This window comes from Mesorhizobium sp. M6A.T.Cr.TU.014.01.1.1, assembly GCF_004022765.1.
GTDB classification, from domain to species: Bacteria; Pseudomonadota; Alphaproteobacteria; order Rhizobiales; family Rhizobiaceae; genus Mesorhizobium; species Mesorhizobium mediterraneum.
Map to the genome: position 1 here is coordinate 110,334 of NZ_RZPG01000011.1, position 16,443 is coordinate 126,776.

Sequence of the window (16,443 nt, forward strand, 5' to 3'; positions counted from 1 at the left end):
CGACCACCTCGGTTAAAGTCAAATGAACAAAAGTTGACAAAACAGGCATGTTAACCGATCAGATCCGAGAGAACGCAGAAAACCCCGCCGAAGCGGGGTTTTCCGGGTGACTTCCATGGTCGGCGTCAAGGTCCGACGAGGCGGCCTGACCTGAGACGGTATCAGGACGACGTGAGACGCCCGCCTCAGCCTTGGACACATCGGGCCCGGATGTCACCGCCCGGGCAAACCCCACCCCGGACAGGCATTGGTCGCGGCACAGCGCAAAAAGGTTCAACGACGGCGAAAAAAACGCAGACAAACTTTCTACGAAGAATACCGGGCGGCGAATTCGGAGATGCGTTGGACCACGGCCTTGGGCGCCGTTATGCCCCGTGCCGCCGCCTTCTCCGCCGCTTCGGCTCGGGCGCGGCCGGGCACATGCACGCCGTAGCGGCGGCGCAACCGGTCGAGTTGGTCCTTCATGCGCTTCTCGAAATCCGGATCGAGCAGCTTGGGCTCGACGGCCAGCACGAAGAGGCCGGTTCCCGGGCTATCCGGTCCGTCGGTGAACCATGGTGCATCGAGCGACCAGTTGGCGCCCGATAGGCCCGCCGCCAGCACTTCGACCATCAGCGCGATGTTGGCGCCGCGCTGGCCACCGAAGGCAAGCATCGCGCCTTTCATGGCGGCAGCGGGATCGGTGGTCGGGTTGCCGCTGACGTCCAAGGCCCAGCCTTCGGGAATTTTCTTGCCGTCCTCGGCCGCCTTGCGGATGTTGACGAAAGCCGTGGCGCTCGACGATTGGTCGATGACCAGTGGCGCTCCGTCGGCGGCGGGCGCGGCGAAGGACATCGGGTTGGTACAGTAGACCGGCTTGACCGAGCCCGAGCCGGCAAGCACAGCCGGTCCGTTGGTCGCGGCGAAGGACACCAGCCCCTGCGCGGCCAGCCGCCCGGTGAAATAGCCGAGTGCGCCGCATGTATAGGCGTTCTTCTGCGAAAAGATGGCGACGCCGAACAGGCGCGCCGCCTTGGCGAGACCGTCGATCGTGCGGTCGAAGCCCGTATGCGCCAGACCGCCACGCGCGTCGGAGAGATAGATCGCCAAAGCCGGCCTGGTGATGACCGGCTCGGCCTTGCCGTCGATGCGGCCGGCCTCCAGCGCTTCGAGATAGTCGATGAAATGCGACAGCCCGACCGTCGACAGACCTTCCGCCTCGGCCGCTACGATGGAGGCTGCGAGCGACTGCGCCGCTTCTTCATTGGCGCCGGCGCCGAGCGCCGCCATCCGGCACAGCCCTGTCGCCTGGTCGAGACTGAGTTGCATTGTGAGTGCCTCTAGTGAGTAGTGAGTAGGGATTTAGTGAGTAGTGTGAGCGACTGCCTACGCACTACTCACTACCGACTACTCACTAAAAACCCTAGCCGATCTTGTTCGGGATCCGCGCCTCGATCTTGCCGAGGGCGAAGACCAGGATGCCGGTGATCGCCATATAGATCAACGCCAGGAGCAGCAAGGGTTCATAGGTGAGGAAGGTGCCCTGCCTCACCTTGGACGAGACGGCGAATATGTCGATCACGCTGATGGTCGCCACCAGCGGCGTCGATTTCAACTGCAGCACGGTTTCGCCGGTCAGCGTCGGCAGCGCCCGGTAAAAGGCTTGCGGCAGCCAGATCCGCCGGAGGATCTTCCAGCGGCTCATGCCGAACGCGCGGGCGGCCTCGAGCTGGCCCTTCGGCACCCCGGCAAAGGCGCCTCGCATCACCTCGCCCTCATAACCGGCGAAGGACAAGGTCAGCGCCAGGACGCCGTAGGGCCACGCTTGCCTGAGATACGGCCACATCCAGGATTCGCGAATCCATGGATACTGTGGAAACAGCGAGCCGAGCCCATAGTAGAGCAGCCAGAGCTGCAGCAGCAGCGGCGTTCCCCTGATGACGGTGCAGAAAGTCTTTGCGGGCGCCGCGAGCCAGAAGGGGCCGGCCGCCTGCGCCAGCCCGAGCGGCACTGCGAGCGTGAAGCCCAGTATGCAGGTGACGGCCAGGATCCAGAGCGTGCGCCAGATCCCGACAAGCGCCATTTCATAATATTGCGGCAGCCAGTCCCAGCGCATGAAGAAGGCGGCGGCCAGAACCAGAGCCAGCCCGATCAGGACCAGCACGATGCGGTGCGGCTGCAGCCACAGCGACGCGCGGGCGGCTACGTTGACGATGGTCGCTTCGACAGCCATCAACGCGCCTCCTTGACGGAAGGCATGCCGCGCCGAGCCCGGGCCTCGATGCGGCCGATGATCAGATTGGAGACCAGCGTCAACAGAAGATAGATCATGCCTGCGGCGAGGAAGAATGTGAGATAGGCTTTGGTTACGCCCGCCGCTTGCCGCGTGGCCAATGTCAGTTCGAAGAAGCCGACGACTGCGAGCAGGGCGGTGTCCTTGGTGGCGATCAGCCAGAGATTGGCAAGGCCTGGTATGGCGAAGGGCAGCATCGCCGGCAGCGTGATGCGTCGCAGCAGGAGGCCGGGAGACATGCCAAAGGCTCTTGCGGCCTCGATCTGGCCTTGTGGGATGGCAAGGATCGCGCCGCGCATCACCTCGGTCGAATAGGCGCCCTGGACGAAGCCGAGCACGGCAATGCCGGCCACCAGCCCGCTGATGTCGATGCGCTGATACCCCATCGCCGTCAGCAGCTGGTTGATCAAATCGGTGCCTGCATAATAGAGCAGCAGGATCAGCACCAGCTCCGGCACGGCGCGGACGATCGTCGTGTAGACCGCCAGCAGATCGCGCACCACGGGTCCGCCGTAGAGCTTGCCATACGCACCGCAAATGCCGATCACGAGGCCGAGGCCGAACGCACCGGCAGCGATCTCGACGGAGTGGAGAAGTCCGACCAGAAGTGTTCCGCCCCAGCCAGGCGGCGTCGGCGAAAGAAGTTCGATGATGCGGGCCGCAGAGGCCGGAAGAAATGCGTCGATCAGCGTCGCCCCCGAATTGCTGGCGCCAAAACCGCTGGCGATACCGTCAGCGGAAAGCTTGCATGGGTGGATTTCGACGAAGCCACACGGCGCGCTGTCCGCGCCGCGTGGTTATTCGCTCAGGGATGCCGTCAGTTCGACTGTGTGTCGGCGCCGTAAATGTCGAAATCGAAGTATTTCTTCGAAATCTCGTCATATTTGCCGTTGGCGCGGATCGCCTTGATGCCGGCGTTGATCTTCTCCTTCAGCTCGGTGTCTTCCTTGCGGACGCCAGCGCCGACACCGGGCCCGAGGATTGCCAGATCCGGCGCGACCGTGCCCTTCATATCGCAGCATTGCTTGCCCTGATCCGATTTCAGGAAGGCATCGAGCGCGATAGAATCGGCCTGCACCGCATCAACGCGACCGGCGGCAAGATCCTGATTGGCCTCGTCCTGGGTTTGATATTCCTTGATTTCCGCGGCTTCGGTGAAGTGCTTCTTGACGTAGTCGGCATGCACGGTCGAAACCTGGACGCCGATGATCTTGCCCTTGAGATCTTCCGGGGAAGCGCCGAACTTCTGGTCCTTCGGACCGATGATGGCCGTCGGCGTGTTGTAATACTTGTCGGAGAAGTCGATCGTCTTCTTGCGCTCGTCGGTGATCGACATGGAGCTGGCGATAACGTCGATCTTCTTGGTCGTCAGCGCCGGGATGATGCCGTCCCAGGCGACAGGCGTGATGACGCAGTCGAGCTTCTGCTCGGCGCAGACCGCGTCGATGAATTCGATCTCCCAGCCGACCCATTTGCCCGAGGCATCCGGCGAGGTGAACGGCGGATAAGGTTCGGCGGCGACACCGATCTTGACCGGATCGGCCTTGGCCACGCCCATCGCGGCAACGCCGAGCAACAGCGCTGCGGCAAATGTCTTCAGAACGGTCTTCATTTCAATAACTCCCAGTTTGTTGTTGTTCCCGTTTGTCCATCCGCCTCGGCTTAACCGATGTTGCGGATGAATTGCTTCAGCCTTTCGGATTTTGGAGCGCCGAAGATCTGCTCCGGCGGTCCCTCTTCCTCGACCAACCCGTTATAGAGATAGACGACATGCGTCGCGACCTCGCGGGCAAACTTCATCTCATGGGTGACCAGCACCATGGTGCGGCCCTCGCGCGCCAGATCGCCGATCACCTTCAGCACCTCGCCGATCAGTTCCGGGTCGAGCGCCGAGGTCGGCTCGTCGAACAGCATGACGCGCGGATTGATGGCCAGCGCCCGGGCGATGGCCGCGCGCTGCTGCTGGCCACCCGACAGATAGGCCGGATAGACGTCACGCTTCTCGGCCAGGCCGACGCGGGCGAGCAGCTTTTCGGCCTCGGCGATAGCCACCTCGCGCTTGACGCCAAGAACATGCACCGGAACCTCGATGACGTTCTCGATCAGCGTCATGTGGCTCCACAGATTGAAATTCTGGAAAACCATGCCGAGCTTGGAGCGGATGCGCTCGATCTGCTTGCGGTCGGCGGGAACCGTGTGGCCATGGCTGTCGGCCTTCATCCGGATCTCCTCGCCATTGACGCGTACGATGCCGCTGGTCGGATTCTCCAGGCAATTGATGCAGCGCAGCAGCGTCGACTTGCCCGAGCCGCTGCCGCCGATGATGGCGATGACCTCGCCGTCGCGCGCCGACAGCGAAACACCCTTCAGCACATGCAGTTCGCCGAATTTCTTATGCAGGTTCTCGACATGGATGGCTTCGGCGGCGCTGTTCTGCGCCGTGTGCTTCAGGGCGGGGGCCGTGCCTTGCGCTATCACCTTTTCGGTGCCTCACGAAGCGGCTGGACCCGTCGCTGCTGGAATCTTTTACTCATTACCCATCACTGGACAAACTTCTCATTCTCAAGATGGACCGTTCCGCTTGCCTCCGTCAACCATGCTTTTTGGACCATTGATCACGGCTCGCTGAGTAGCTATTGGCTGGATGGGATGTTTCAGGAGTACTTGGTGGGTAAAGCATACGGGTCGCAGTCCATGGCCGGGCCCCTGCAGCGCGTGCTGATGCGGTCCGCCGCAAGCGCCATGCACCGCGCCGAAGCATCGGAATGGCACTATGGCCCCGGCTTCGATCCGCAAAAGGCGGCTGCCCAGCATGAGGCGCTGACGACGCTGGTTTCGGCATCTGGCGCCGAGATCGAATGGCTGACCGACGCCGACGACGGGCTTGCCGATTCCGTCTTCACCCACGATCCGTCGCTGATGACCGACCACGGCGCCATCATCCTTGCCATGGGCAAGGCGCTGCGCCGGGCCGAGCCCGGCCTGCACGAGGCGGCCTACAGGCGCATGGGCGTGCCTGTCCTTGGTCGCATCGAGCATCCCGGACAGGTCGAGGGCGGCGACTGCGTCTGGCTGGATACAAGGACTCTGGCCGTCGGCCGCGGCGTGCGCACCAACCAGGAGGGCATCCAGCAACTCGCTAACCTGCTCTCACCCAAAGGTATCCAGGTCTACGGTTACGACCTGCCGCTCTGGCACGGCGAGGAGGCATGCCTGCATCTGATGTCGGTGATCAGTCCGCTCGCCGACGATCTGGCGCTGGTCTATGCACCGCTTTTGCCGGCTGCCTTCTACCAGATGCTGCGGGCGCGCGGCATTCGCCTGGTCGAGGGCGACGCGCAGGAGTTCTTCGCCTCCAACGGACTCAGCCTCAATGTGCTGCCGACCACGCCGCGCGACGTGATCGCCGTCGCCGGCTTCCCGAAGACCGCGGCGGCCATGGCGGCCGCCGGCTGCAGGGTTTCGACCTTCGAGGCGGACGCGCTGTGTATCGCCTGTGAGGGCGGCCCGACTTGCCTTACACGTCCGGTGCTCAGACAATGACGACAATCGGCGAAGCGCTCATCACTTTGCTCGAGGCCCATGATGTCGACACCGTCTTCGGCATTCCGGGTGTGCATACGGTCGAACTCTATCGCGGGCTGGCGCGCTCGAAGATCCGCCACGTCACGCCGCGCCACGAACAGGGCGCCGGCTTCATGGCCGACGGCTATGCGCGCGCCAGCGGCAGGCCGGGCGTCGCCTTCGTCATCACCGGGCCGGGGCTGACCAACACCATCACCGCCATGGGCCAGGCCCGCGCCGATTCGGTTCCGATGCTGGTGATCTCAGGCGTCAACGCCACGCCGACACTGGGCAAGGGCCTCGGCCATCTGCACGAGCTGCCCGACCAGCGCGGCATGATGGAGAAGGTCGCGCTATTCTCGCACCGTGTCACCGAGGCTGGCGAACTGCCCGGCGTGCTCGCCCGCGCCTTCGCCCTGTTTTCGTCCTCGCGTCCCGGTCCGGTCCATATTGAGATCCCAACCGATATTATGGTCAAGCCGGCCGATGGCATCGCGGCTTTGCTGACGAATGTAGCGCCGCCCGAACCGGATGCGGCGGCGATAGCAGAGGCGGCAAGACTTTGCGCGGCTGCCAGCCGACCGCTGATCCTTGCCGGCGGCGGCGCCAGGAGAGCCGAAGCGCCGTTACAGCGCCTCGCCGAAAGGCTGGGAGCACCAGTGGTTCAGACCGCCAATGCCCGCGGCCTGCTGCACCGCCATTCGCTTGCCGTGCCGGCCAGCCCCAGCCTGAAGGCGGTGCGCGCGCTGATTGCCGACGCCGACCTGGTCATCGCCGCCGGCACCGAGTTCGGCCCGACCGACTATGATGGATATGGCGATGGCGGCTTTGTCCTGCCTACCAATCTCATCCGCATCGACATCGGCGCCGACCAGCTTGCCCGCCGACCAGCTACGATTTCGATCCAGGCCGATTGTGGCGTAGCCCTCGAGGCGCTGCTTTCAGAAATTGGTAGGGACCAGGCGCCATCGGGCGACGGTCAGGCTCGCGCCGCTGCGACCAGGCAAGCCGCGTTCGCCGAAATCAGCCCGGGTCTCCAAGCGCAAACCCGCGCCGTCGAGGTGATCCGTGATGCATTGCCGGGCTCGATCATCGTCGGCGATTCGACCCAGCCGGTCTATGCCGCCAACCTCTATTACGACCACGACCGCCCGGGCGGCTGGTTCAACGCCGCCACCGGCTTCGGCGCGCTGGGCTATGGTCCGGCGGCCGCGATCGGTGCGGCCCTTGCCGTGCCCGATGCGCCGGTCGTTTGTCTCACCGGCGACGGTGGGTTTCAGTTCACGCTGCCGGAACTGGGAGCCGCGCTCGATGCTGCGGCGCCGGTGATCTTCGTCGTCTGGAACAATCGCGGCTATCGCGAAATCGAAACCTCGATGCTCGATGTCGGCGTCGAGCCGGTCGGCGTATCGCCGGCGCCGCCTGATTTCTGCAAGCTGGCCGAAGCCTATGGCATTGCCGCCGAGCGACTCGCCGGCATCGGTCATCTGGCAGACGCACTTAAGCGCGCGCGGGCGACCGGACTGCCGTATGTCATCGAGATCACTGTCGATTGAGTGCTGTGGCAGCGTCTGCTTGGAGATACGATCTTCGATGGATAGCCGACGGCTTGACGCGCACAAGCGACGCTGTGTCATCGAGATTTCGGTTGAGTGATCGCGCGAAAGGCGCGACCCTTCGGCGGCGGCGCGGCATATGAATGACTGGAGCGGTCGAAGATGACGGACACACTGGACGGCAGGCATATTGTGGTGACCGGCGGCACCGGAGCGCTCGGTGGCGCGGTTGTCGGCAAACTGCTGGAGCAGGGCGCGATCTGCCATGTGCCCAATGCCCATGCTGCCGCGCCTGCGCATTTTCCCTTCCCGGCCCATGAGCGCGTCCGGCTGGCGCACAATGTCGATCTCGCCGACCCCGCCAAGGTCGATGCGTTCTACGCCAGTGTTACGGATTTGTGGGCATCCATCCATCTGGCCGGCGGCTTCACCGCCGCGCCGGTCGAGAAGATCGAGCCCGCGTCCTTTGCAGAAATGATGGACACCAACGCCCGTACCACCTTCCTGTGCTGCCGCGCGGCGATACGCTCGATGCTGGAATCTTCCGTGTCGGGCCGCATCGTCAATGTCACGGCGCGCGCCGGGCTCGACCTGCGGCGCGGTTCCGGCATGGTCGCCTATGCCGCCAGCAAGGCGGCGGTCGCGGCAATGACGGTGGCGATGGCGGAAGAACTCAAGGGCAAGGGCATCCTGGTCAATGCGGTCGCGCCCTCGACCCTCGATACGCCGGCTACCCGGGCTGACATGCCGGCTGCCGATTTCAGCAAATGGGTCAGCCTGGAAGCTGCCGCTGAGGCCATTGCATACCTCGCTTCGCCGGCCAATCTGGCGATGAGCGGCACACTGGTGCCGCTTTACGGCAGGGCCTGATTGGCCGGTATCGGATCGGGCCGAGGACTCGCTGGAAAATCAGCGTCATCCGGCGGCTCATTTGCAGACGAGCTCGCCGAGCTTGAGCAAGAACTTGCGCGGTCCCGGCATCACGGCCGCGCTGGCATCGTCGACGATCAGCACGTCGAGTGCGCAGCCGCCGGCCCGCACCCGGTAATGGTCGTTTCCCACACGCTCGACCGCGTCGATCGGGCCGCGCCTTTCCAGCACGCCGGCGAGGGCGCCGCTGTCGAGTATTGCCTGGATTTCGGCTTTGCGTTGCCAGAAGGGTGGCAGGGCCGCCGATACAGCGATCGTGCCGATCAACAGGATTGCAAGACTAAAACCGGTGCGGATCAAAGGGCTCGCGCCTCCGATCGTTTCGCATAAATATTCAGGCCGATCTTTCGAGCCGATGCGGCAGACTATAGGCTCCGTCGGCCGTTTCAAGCACGACCGGTTGCCGGACCACCCAGTGACATTGCGCGACTCCTCGCGATCATGAAAAAAACCCGCGAACCTTTCGGTCCGCGGGTTGTGTGTTCGAGCCGCGCGCTAGGCGTGGCGTTTGCAGACTTAGCTGCCCTGCTTCTTCAGCGCGGCACCCAGAATGTCGCCCAGCGAAGCGCCGGAGTCGGTCGAGCCGTACTGAGCGACCGCTTCCTTCTCCTCGGCGATTTCCAGCGCCTTGATCGAGACCTGCAGCTTGCGGGTCTTCTTGTCGAAGGCGATGACGCGGGCGTCGACCTTCTGGCCGACCGTGAAGCGCTCGGGGCGCTGCTCGTCGCGGTCACGGCTGAGGTCGGAGCGCTTGATGAAGGTCTCGATGCCGCTGTCGACCAGCCGCACTTCCAGACCGCCATCCTTGACGCCGGTGACCTCGCAGGTGACAACCGCGTTCTTGCGCAGTTCGCCTGAAGTCGCTGCCTCGCCGGCCGTGTCCTTGGCCAGCTGCTTGATGCCGAGTGAGATGCGCTCCTTGTCGATGTCGACGTCGAGCACCTGCGCCTTGACCATGTCGCCGCGATTGTACTCCTCGATCACCTGCTCGCCCGGACGGGTCCAGTCGAGGTCGGAAAGATGGACCATGCCGTCGACATCGCCTTCGAGGCCGATGAACAGGCCGAACTCGGTCTTGTTCTTGACCTCGCCCTCGACCTGGCTGCCGACCGGATGGCTGCTGGCGAAAGCCTGCCACGGGTTCTCGAGCGTCTGCTTGAGGCCGAGCGAGATGCGGCGCTTGGCCGGATCGACCTCGAGCACCACCACGTCGACTTCCTGCGTCGTCGACAGGATCTTGCCGGGATGCACGTTCTTCTTCGTCCACGACATTTCCGAAACGTGGATGAGGCCCTCGATGCCCGGCTCCAGCTCGACGAACGCGCCGTAGTCGGTGATGTTGGTGACGGTGCCCTTGATCTTCTTGCCGATCGGGAATTTCGTTCCGATCTCGGACCACGGATCGCTCTCGAGCTGCTTCATGCCGAGCGAGATGCGGTGGGTTTCCTGGTTGATGCGGATGATCTGCACCTTGACCGTCTGGCCGATGTTGAGGATTTCGGTCGGATGGTTGACACGGCGCCATGCCATGTCGGTGACATGCAGCAGGCCGTCGATGCCGCCGAGGTCGACGAACGCACCATAGTCGGTGATGTTCTTGACGACGCCTTCGACCACTTGGCCCTCTTCGAGGTTCTGCACGATTTCCGAACGCTGCTCGGCGCGGCTTTCCTCGAGCACGGTGCGGCGCGACACCACGATGTTGCCGCGGCGGCGATCCATCTTCAGGATCTCGAAGGGCTGCGGGTTGTGCATCAGCGGCGAGACGTCGCGGATCGGGCGGATGTCGACCTGGCTGCGCGGCAGGAAGGCCACGGCGCCGTCGAGATCGACGGTGAAGCCGCCCTTGACCTGGTTGAAGATGACGCCTTCGACGCGCTCGCCCTTGGTGAACTTCTCTTCGAGGCGGACCCAGCTCTCTTCGCGGCGGGCCTTTTCACGGGAAAGCATCGCTTCGCCAAGCGCGTTCTCGATGCGCTCGACATAGACTTCGACCGTGTCGCCGACCTTGAGCGTCGAGTCCTTGCCCTTGACGCCGAATTCCTTCAGCGGCACGCGGCCTTCGACCTTGAGGCCGACGTCGATGATAGCCATGTCCTTTTCGATCGCGGTGATCGTGCCCTTGACGACTTGGCCTTCGCCGGAATGGCCGGCGGAAAAAGATTCTTCGAGCAGGCTCGCGAAATCATCGCGAGTGGGATTTGCAACTGACATAGTTTCTCCTGGAATGCCCCGCATCTGTCGCGGGGCGGGCGCCGTGGGTTAGCGTTGCGTTGGCCTGCCGGCGTTCCGGGCTTGCAAAAAGCCCTTGGCCGCCTAAGCGGCAAATTCCGGCGCATGAAGAATGCTGGCAGGCTGGTTCGTGCCCGATATGGGTATCTTTTCGCCGCCGGCAATCGGCAACGGGACGAAAACCCGGCTCAGGCTTTGTTTCTCTTGGCCAGAACGTCGTCGATGATCGCCTTGGCCGCAAGAAACGCGGCTTCTATAGCCATTTCCGACGTGTCGAGCAAGTGCGCATCGGCGGCCGGCTTCAGCGGCGAGTCGGCGCGGCCCATGTCGCGCTCGTCGCGGCGCAGAATATCGGCCAGGATCTCGGTGAAATCGGCGGTGCCGCCGATGCTCTCGATCTCGGCCAGCCGTCGCTGTGCCCGCACTTCGGCGCTCGCCGTCACATAGAGTTTTATGTCGGCATCGGGGCAGACGACAGTGCCGATGTCGCGGCCGTCGAGCACGGCGCCCGGCGGCGCCTTGGCGAAATCGCGCTGCTTTTCGACCAGTATGCGCCGCACCGACGGGATGACAGCCACTTTCGAAGCCGCCTCGCCGACCGCATGCGCCGACAGCACCGACCGGTCGAGCTTTGCCAGATCGACCTGGCGGGCAGCGGTTTCGGCGGCCGAGACATTGTCGAGCGGCAGGCCGAGCCGAAGCAGCGCATGCGCCACCGCGCGATAGGTGAGGCCGGTGTCGAGCAGGTTCAGTCGGTAGTGGTCGGCCAGCCGCCGCGCCAGCGTGCCTTTGCCGGCGCCGGCGGGTCCGTCGATGGCGATGGTGAAGGGGGTGCTCATTCGCCGCCCACCGTAACCGAAAAGCATAATGATCCAGATAGGCGTGGCGATCCTTCGCGCCCCCCTCTGTCCTGCCGGACATCTCCCCCACTTGGGGGGAGATTGGCGGTCACCGCGGCTTTCGCCAATTGTCTACGTTGCAGGATTGAGCGGAGCGCCGAAGCTGCCGATCTCCCTCCTTGTGGAGGAGATGTCCGGCAGGACAGAGGGGGGCGCTGTCCCGCCGACGTTTCAGTTTGGCCCCAACCTTCAAGGCTATTGATTGCCATCAACTGTCACTCGATCTCCGCCCCCAGCCTCTTCATAAGCCCCATGAACTCGGGAAAGCTGGTCGCGATCATCGCCTGGTCGTCGACGGTGACAGGCTTTTCCGCTGCCAGCCCCATCACCAGAAAGCTCATGGCAATGCGGTGGTCGAGATGGGTCTGGACGACGGTGTTGCGTCCATTGGGATGTCTGCCAAGCCCTTTGCCGCCGGGCTTTCCACGCACCGCCAGTGTGGCCTCCCCCTCGGCGCAGTCGACGCCGTTGAGCTTCAGCCCTTCGGCGACGGCCGACAGCCGGTCGGATTCCTTCACCCGCAGTTCTTCCAGCCCCAGCATCAGGGTCTCGCCCTCGGCGAAGCTCGCTGCAACCGCAAGCACCGGATATTCGTCGATCATCGTCGGCGCCCGTTCGGGTGGCACGGTGACGCCCTTCAGCTCGGAATAGCGCACGCGCAGATCGGCGACATCTTCGCCGCCTTCGTTGCGCGGGTCGAGAATGTCGATCCGGGCGCCCATTTCCTGCAGCGTCAACAGAAGCCCGGTGCGGGTCGGGTTCATAAGCACGTTTTCGATTGTAATGTCCGAGCCCGGCACGATCAGCGCCGCCACCAGCGGGAAGCCGGCCGAGGACGGGTCGCCCGGCACCGCGATCGTCTGTCCCGTGAGCTTGCCCTGGCCCTCGATGAAGATGTGGCGCACGCCGCGCTCGTCGGTCTCGACCGACAGATTGGCGCCGAATCCCTTCAGCATCTTCTCGGTGTGGTCGCGCGTCATCACCGGCTCGATGACGGTTGTGACGCCGGGCGTGTTCAGCCCGGCGAGCAGCACCGCCGACTTCACCTGCGCCGAGGCCATCGGCACGCGGTAGGTGATGGGTGCTGCGTGCTTGGGCCCGTGCAGCGTGATCGGCATGCGGTCGCCGGGCGTCGCCTTCAGCACCTGCACGCCCATCTGGCGCAGCGGCTCGAGCACGCGGCCCATCGGCCGGCCGGACAGCGAAGCGTCGCCGATGAAGGTCGTTTCCATGTCGTAGGTGCCGACCAGGCCCATGGTGAGGCGCGAGCCGGTGCCGGCATTGCCGAAATCGAGCGGACCTTCCGGTTGCAGCAGCGCGCCGTTGCCGGTGCCGCGGATCACCCACTCAGTGCCGTGCTTTTCTATATGCGCGCCCATCGCCTTCATCGCCGCGCCGGTGCGCATCACATCCTCGCCTTCCAGCAGGCCGGTGATGCGGGTCTCGCCGGAGGCGAGGCCGCCGAACATGAACGAGCGGTGCGAGATCGACTTGTCGCCGGGCACCCGCGCCGTGCCTGAAAGCGCTAACGATTTGCGAGCGGTGGCCGGTTTCGGGGCGGCAGTGTGCGACATGGGGTTTTCCCTGGATCAAACGCCGGCAGCCGGCCTTTTCTTTTGGTTTGGGCGGTCTCGTATCACGGCGGACCGAAATGGTCATCCCCTTGCAACAGGTCTCTCAACACCGGGATTTATGACGTTGGCTTTAGGCTTTGACAGCGCCGTAAACTCTGGTTATGGGGACCAAACTTTCATCGACGAGGCTTGCTGTGGCAAAACCCGAACTTGGCACCAAACGCATCGACCCCGAAACGGGTCAAAAATTCTACGACCTGAACAAGGATCCGGTCGTCTCGCCCTATACCGGCAAGAGCTATCCACGTTCCTATTTCGAGGAAGGCAAGGTCGCCCCCATCGAGGAGGAAGAGGAAGTTGCCGAGAAGGAAGCGGACGCCGAGGAGGAAGAGGGTGTCGAGGTCGTCTCCCTCGAAGAGGCGGACGAGGATGCGAAAGCCGATGATCTTCCCGATCTCGGCGATGACGAGGACGATGTGGACCTCGGCGATGACGACGACGATACTTTCCTCGCCGACGAAGAGGAAGAAGACGATGATGTCGCCGACATGATCGGCGTCGGCGACGACGACGACGAAGTCTGATCCGGCCTCTGACGCGAGCGCCCGCCGACTTTCGCGGCGTCTTAAGAAAAAGCCGCTCTTGAAGGCTTGATATTGACGGAAGGCGGGGTTAGAAGCCGCCTGCACTAACGGCGCGGTCTCAACCCGCGCCGGATCTCTTCGCCGGCAACGGCGCCGGTAGACTGCCGGAAGTGGGGCCATAGCTCAGTTGGGAGAGCGCTTGAATGGCATTCAAGAGGTCGTCGGTTCGATTCCGATTGGCTCCACCAGTTTTCTCCTACGGAAATCAGTCTCTTTAGGCCTGCCTGTCACTGGCAGGCCTCACAAAACCGGGCGGTCCCCCTGTTCGCTGGATTTCTGCTAGTCAACACCTTGCGGTGACATCCGCCGCAGGGTTCCTAGCGGTCGCCTGGAACGAAAACCCCGGCAACCACCGGGGTTTTCAGCACTATTTGCTAATAATACCAATCCCAGACCCAAACACGCCTGCGACGGCACCGGACGCGCCGATAGCCATTCCGCCAGTAACGACGGCAGACCCTTCTCCAAGCGCGCCGCCTGCGCCGCCGCCTGCGGTGCCACCGCCGATGGCGGACCGGCTCTGCTTGAGTATCGTCGTCCTCGAAGGTTTCTATATCCGGCGCGTCGAGTTCATCGAGAATGCCGCTTCTGGCGTCCGGTACACCGGCTACTGCGTTGATGGGCCGAACTGCGCTCACAAGGGCTACTGCCCCAGCAATGCCAAACACTCCTGTCAAAAATGATCGCCGATCCATGGAAACCTCCAATCTTCTAGCCAGCGAGACAAGGTTCGCAATTGGAAGATAGCGCAGTGGATACAAAAACCAAAGTCAGCCCTACTAATGGTATTTAAAGAAGCTTAACGGGTCGGCTCCGCGAACATATGGCGGTCCCTCTGAATTCGAAGAGATGACTGCGTCGATTATTGCCGTGCCGCATTGCACAATCGCGCGGCGTGCGCAAAATACGGCATGATCCGGAAATCCCTCACCGTCCTGGTGATCGACGAAAACCACATCCGCGCCTCCATTATCGAGGCGGGATTGCGGGAGGCCGGGCATGAGCAGGTCACGGTCGTTCACGATGTTGCGGGAATAGCGCGGCGCATCGCCGAGATCGAGCCGGACGTAATCGTCATCGATCTCGAAAATCCGAACCGCGACATGCTTGAAAACATGTTCCAGCTTTCGCGCGTGGTGAAGCGGCCGATCGCCATGTTCGTCGACCGGTCGGATCAGGCTTCGATCGAGGCCGCGGTGGAAGCGGGGGTCTCCGCCTATGTCGTCGACGGGCTGCGCCAGGAGCGCGTCAAGCCGATCCTCGACATGGCGATCAGTCGCTTCAACGCCTTCTCGCGGATGGCGCGCGAGCTGGAAGAAGCCCGCGGTGAATTGGAGGACCGCAAGGTCATCGACCGCGCCAAGGGCATCCTGATGAGGTCGCGCGGCCTGTCGGAGGACGCAGCCTATTCGCTTCTGCGTAAGACCGCGATGAACCAGAACCGCAAAATCAGCGAAATCGCGCAGAGTCTGGTGACGGCCGCAGGCCTTCTGGATCCCGGAGAGAGTTGAGCATGGCGGCCGAACACCAGATCAATGCCGGTTTCATACCGCTGTTCGACAGCGCGGTTCTTGTTGCAGCGAGAGAGATCGGCTTTGCCGCGCGCGAAGGCGTCGATCTGACGCTCAGCCGCGAGACATCCTGGGCCAACATCCGCGACCGCATAGCGATCGGGCATTTCGATCTGGCGCATATGCTGGGACCGATGCCGATCGCCTGCAATCTGGGGCTCACCCCGCTCGCCTCCGACACGATCGTGCCGTTCTCGCTGGGACTGGGCGGCAACTGCGTGACGATTTCGAACACGCTCTGGGCGGGCATGGTCGCGCATGGTGCGTTGCCCGATCTCGATCCGGCGCGAGCCGGCAAGGCCTTGGGGGTGCTGATCCGTGAGCGGGCAAATGCCGGTCGCGACCCGCTGCGCTTTGCGGTCGTGCATCCGCACTCGGGACACAATTACGAACTGCGCTACTGGCTCGCGGCCTGTGGCATCGATCCGTCGCGCGAAATAGAAATCGTCATCGTGCCGCCGCCCTTCATGGCCGACGCGCTCGCCGCCGGCAGGATCGACGGCTACTGCGTCGGCGAACCCTGGAACAGCGCCTCGGTCGTTGCCGGCACCGGCCATATCGTCACCATCAAGGCGCTGCTGTGGCGCAACAGCCCGGAAAAGGTGGTCGGCGTGCGCAAGGCGTGGGCGGAGCAGAATCCGGATGCGCTGGCGGCGCTGCTGCGCGCGCTGCATCATTCGGCCCGCTGGTGCCAGGATCCGGCAAACCGCGGCGAACTGGCCGCCCTCATGGCGCAGCCTTCCGTTCTCGGTCTTTCGCCGGCGCTGCAGATGCCGATCCTGACCGGACATGTAGCGCTGGGCGGTGGCGCGGAACTGGCCGTTGAGGACTTCTTTCTTCCTTTCGGCAAGGCAGCGAATTTTCCATGGAAGAGCCACGCGCTGTGGTTCTATACGCAGATGGTGCGCTGGGGGCATGTCGCGCACACGCCGGAAAACCTCGCTATTGCCCGCGACTGCTACCGCCCCGATCTTTACCGGTCGGCGCTGAAGCCGCTCGGCGTCGCACTTCCCGGCGCCAATTCTAAGGTCGAGGGCGCGCTGGCGTCGGCCACACCTGTCGGCTCCGCCGGCGCCAGTCTGGTGCTCGGCCCCGATGGTTTCTTCGATGGCCAGATATTCGATCCCGACGAGATCGACGCCTACATTGCCGGGCAGAAATTGGCGCGCGCCGAAGCCTGATCATTTTCGCGCCATTCTTG

16 protein-coding genes and 1 tRNA gene are annotated in these 16,443 nt (G+C 63.6%); 7 read left to right on the top strand and 10 right to left on the bottom strand.

Going from position 1 to position 16,443, the window contains the following annotated elements; translation table 11 throughout:
* Positions 1–306: 306 nt before the first annotated feature.
* The 5 genes from EN885_RS14725 to EN885_RS14745 all read right to left on the bottom strand — a co-directional run bounded on the left by EN885_RS14725 (position 307) and on the right by EN885_RS14745 (position 4,747).
* On the bottom strand, positions 307–1,308 hold the full coding sequence (locus EN885_RS14725) for an Ldh family oxidoreductase (RefSeq protein ID WP_126103912.1): 1,002 nt from the start codon (positions 1,306–1,308) through the stop codon (positions 307–309).
* Positions 1,309–1,402: 94 nt separating this feature from the next.
* Complete coding sequence (locus tag EN885_RS14730) at positions 1,403–2,212, bottom strand: ABC transporter permease (RefSeq protein ID WP_128242328.1); 810 nt, start codon at positions 2,210–2,212, stop codon at positions 1,403–1,405.
* Complete coding sequence (locus EN885_RS14735) at positions 2,212–2,877, bottom strand: ABC transporter permease (protein WP_095484354.1); 666 nt, start codon at positions 2,875–2,877, stop codon at positions 2,212–2,214. The genes EN885_RS14730 and EN885_RS14735 overlap by 1 nt, the downstream gene beginning before the upstream one ends.
* A gap of 212 nt (positions 2,878–3,089) precedes the next feature.
* Positions 3,090–3,884 (bottom strand): transporter substrate-binding domain-containing protein, encoded by a 795-nt coding sequence (locus tag EN885_RS14740; RefSeq protein ID WP_095484352.1) that lies wholly within the window; start codon positions 3,882–3,884, stop codon positions 3,090–3,092.
* 50 nt (positions 3,885–3,934) lie between these two features.
* Positions 3,935–4,747, bottom strand: a complete 813-nt coding sequence (locus tag EN885_RS14745) for an ABC transporter ATP-binding protein (protein WP_127206019.1) — start codon at positions 4,745–4,747, stop codon at positions 3,935–3,937.
* A gap of 219 nt (positions 4,748–4,966) precedes the next feature.
* Here EN885_RS14745 and EN885_RS14750 point away from each other — a divergent pair, with 219 nt between their 5' ends.
* The 3 genes from EN885_RS14750 (at position 4,967) to EN885_RS14760 (ending at position 8,262) form a co-directional block, all read left to right on the top strand.
* On the top strand, positions 4,967–5,815 hold the full coding sequence (locus EN885_RS14750; RefSeq protein WP_164897851.1) for an arginine deiminase family protein: 849 nt from the start codon (positions 4,967–4,969) through the stop codon (positions 5,813–5,815).
* Positions 5,812–7,392 carry a 5-guanidino-2-oxopentanoate decarboxylase gene (locus EN885_RS14755; RefSeq protein WP_128242330.1) on the top strand — a complete coding sequence of 527 codons (1,581 nt, stop codon included), beginning with the start codon at positions 5,812–5,814 and terminating at the stop codon, positions 7,390–7,392. The genes EN885_RS14750 and EN885_RS14755 overlap by 4 nt, the downstream gene beginning before the upstream one ends.
* A gap of 162 nt (positions 7,393–7,554) precedes the next feature.
* Positions 7,555–8,262: an SDR family NAD(P)-dependent oxidoreductase gene (locus EN885_RS14760; RefSeq protein WP_095484348.1), complete on the top strand. Its 708-nt coding sequence runs from the start codon at positions 7,555–7,557 to the stop codon at positions 8,260–8,262.
* 57 nt (positions 8,263–8,319) lie between these two features.
* Here the strand turns inward: EN885_RS14760 and EN885_RS14765 are convergent, their stop codons facing one another.
* The 4 genes from EN885_RS14765 to aroA all read right to left on the bottom strand — a co-directional run bounded on the left by EN885_RS14765 (position 8,320) and on the right by aroA (position 13,027).
* Positions 8,320–8,622, bottom strand: coding sequence for a hypothetical protein (locus EN885_RS14765; RefSeq protein WP_128242331.1), 303 nt, complete (start codon positions 8,620–8,622; stop codon positions 8,320–8,322).
* 216 nt (positions 8,623–8,838) lie between these two features.
* Complete coding sequence (rpsA, locus tag EN885_RS14770; RefSeq protein WP_095484345.1) at positions 8,839–10,536, bottom strand: 30S ribosomal protein S1; 1,698 nt, start codon at positions 10,534–10,536, stop codon at positions 8,839–8,841.
* A 206-nt stretch (positions 10,537–10,742) separates the two neighbouring features.
* Complete coding sequence (gene cmk, locus EN885_RS14775) at positions 10,743–11,393, bottom strand: (d)CMP kinase (RefSeq protein ID WP_128242332.1); 651 nt, start codon at positions 11,391–11,393, stop codon at positions 10,743–10,745.
* Between the two features lie 275 nt (positions 11,394–11,668).
* Positions 11,669–13,027 carry a 3-phosphoshikimate 1-carboxyvinyltransferase gene (aroA, locus tag EN885_RS14785; RefSeq protein WP_128242333.1) on the bottom strand — a complete coding sequence of 453 codons (1,359 nt, stop codon included), beginning with the start codon at positions 13,025–13,027 and terminating at the stop codon, positions 11,669–11,671.
* A 194-nt stretch (positions 13,028–13,221) separates the two neighbouring features.
* Here aroA and EN885_RS14790 point away from each other — a divergent pair, with 194 nt between their 5' ends.
* Complete coding sequence (locus EN885_RS14790) at positions 13,222–13,611, top strand: TIGR02300 family protein (protein WP_095485047.1); 390 nt, start codon at positions 13,222–13,224, stop codon at positions 13,609–13,611.
* Between the two features lie 172 nt (positions 13,612–13,783).
* Positions 13,784–13,859: transfer RNA gene (locus EN885_RS14795), tRNA-Ala, on the top strand.
* A 186-nt stretch (positions 13,860–14,045) separates the two neighbouring features.
* On the opposite strand, the gene EN885_RS14800 is transcribed toward EN885_RS14795, so the two are convergent.
* A complete protein-coding gene (locus tag EN885_RS14800) occupies positions 14,046–14,366 on the bottom strand; it encodes a twin-arginine translocation signal domain-containing protein (RefSeq protein ID WP_128242334.1) in 321 nt (106 codons plus the stop codon).
* Between the two features lie 216 nt (positions 14,367–14,582).
* On the opposite strand from EN885_RS14800, the gene EN885_RS14805 reads away from it, so the two are divergent.
* A complete protein-coding gene (locus tag EN885_RS14805; RefSeq protein ID WP_128242335.1) occupies positions 14,583–15,182 on the top strand; it encodes an ANTAR domain-containing response regulator in 600 nt (199 codons plus the stop codon).
* 2 nt (positions 15,183–15,184) lie between these two features.
* Positions 15,185–16,423, top strand: coding sequence for a CmpA/NrtA family ABC transporter substrate-binding protein (locus tag EN885_RS14810; RefSeq protein ID WP_164897849.1), 1,239 nt, complete (start codon positions 15,185–15,187; stop codon positions 16,421–16,423).
* Positions 16,424–16,443: the final 20 nt, after the last annotated feature.

Bases quoted from the DNA above. Each gene is read 5' to 3' on its own strand.
- EN885_RS14725 (WP_126103912.1), bottom strand. From the start codon at position 1,308: ATGCAACTCAGTCTCGACCAGGCGACAGGGCTGTGCCGGATGGCGGCG.
- EN885_RS14730 (WP_128242328.1), bottom strand. From the start codon at position 2,212: ATGGCTGTCGAAGCGACCATCGTCAACGTAGCCGCCCGCGCGTCGCTG.
- EN885_RS14740 (WP_095484352.1), bottom strand. From the start codon at position 3,884: ATGAAGACCGTTCTGAAGACATTTGCCGCAGCGCTGTTGCTCGGCGTT.
- EN885_RS14750 (WP_164897851.1), top strand. From the start codon at position 4,967: ATGGCCGGGCCCCTGCAGCGCGTGCTGATGCGGTCCGCCGCAAGCGCC.
- EN885_RS14755 (WP_128242330.1), top strand. From the start codon at position 5,812: ATGACGACAATCGGCGAAGCGCTCATCACTTTGCTCGAGGCCCATGAT.
- EN885_RS14760 (WP_095484348.1), top strand. From the start codon at position 7,555: ATGACGGACACACTGGACGGCAGGCATATTGTGGTGACCGGCGGCACC.
- rpsA (WP_095484345.1), bottom strand. From the start codon at position 10,536: ATGTCAGTTGCAAATCCCACTCGCGATGATTTCGCGAGCCTGCTCGAA.
- cmk (WP_128242332.1), bottom strand. From the start codon at position 11,393: ATGAGCACCCCCTTCACCATCGCCATCGACGGACCCGCCGGCGCCGGC.
- aroA (WP_128242333.1), bottom strand. From the start codon at position 13,027: ATGTCGCACACTGCCGCCCCGAAACCGGCCACCGCTCGCAAATCGTTA.
- EN885_RS14800 (WP_128242334.1), bottom strand. From the start codon at position 14,366: ATGGATCGGCGATCATTTTTGACAGGAGTGTTTGGCATTGCTGGGGCA.
- EN885_RS14805 (WP_128242335.1), top strand. From the start codon at position 14,583: ATGATCCGGAAATCCCTCACCGTCCTGGTGATCGACGAAAACCACATC.
- EN885_RS14810 (WP_164897849.1), top strand. From the start codon at position 15,185: ATGGCGGCCGAACACCAGATCAATGCCGGTTTCATACCGCTGTTCGAC.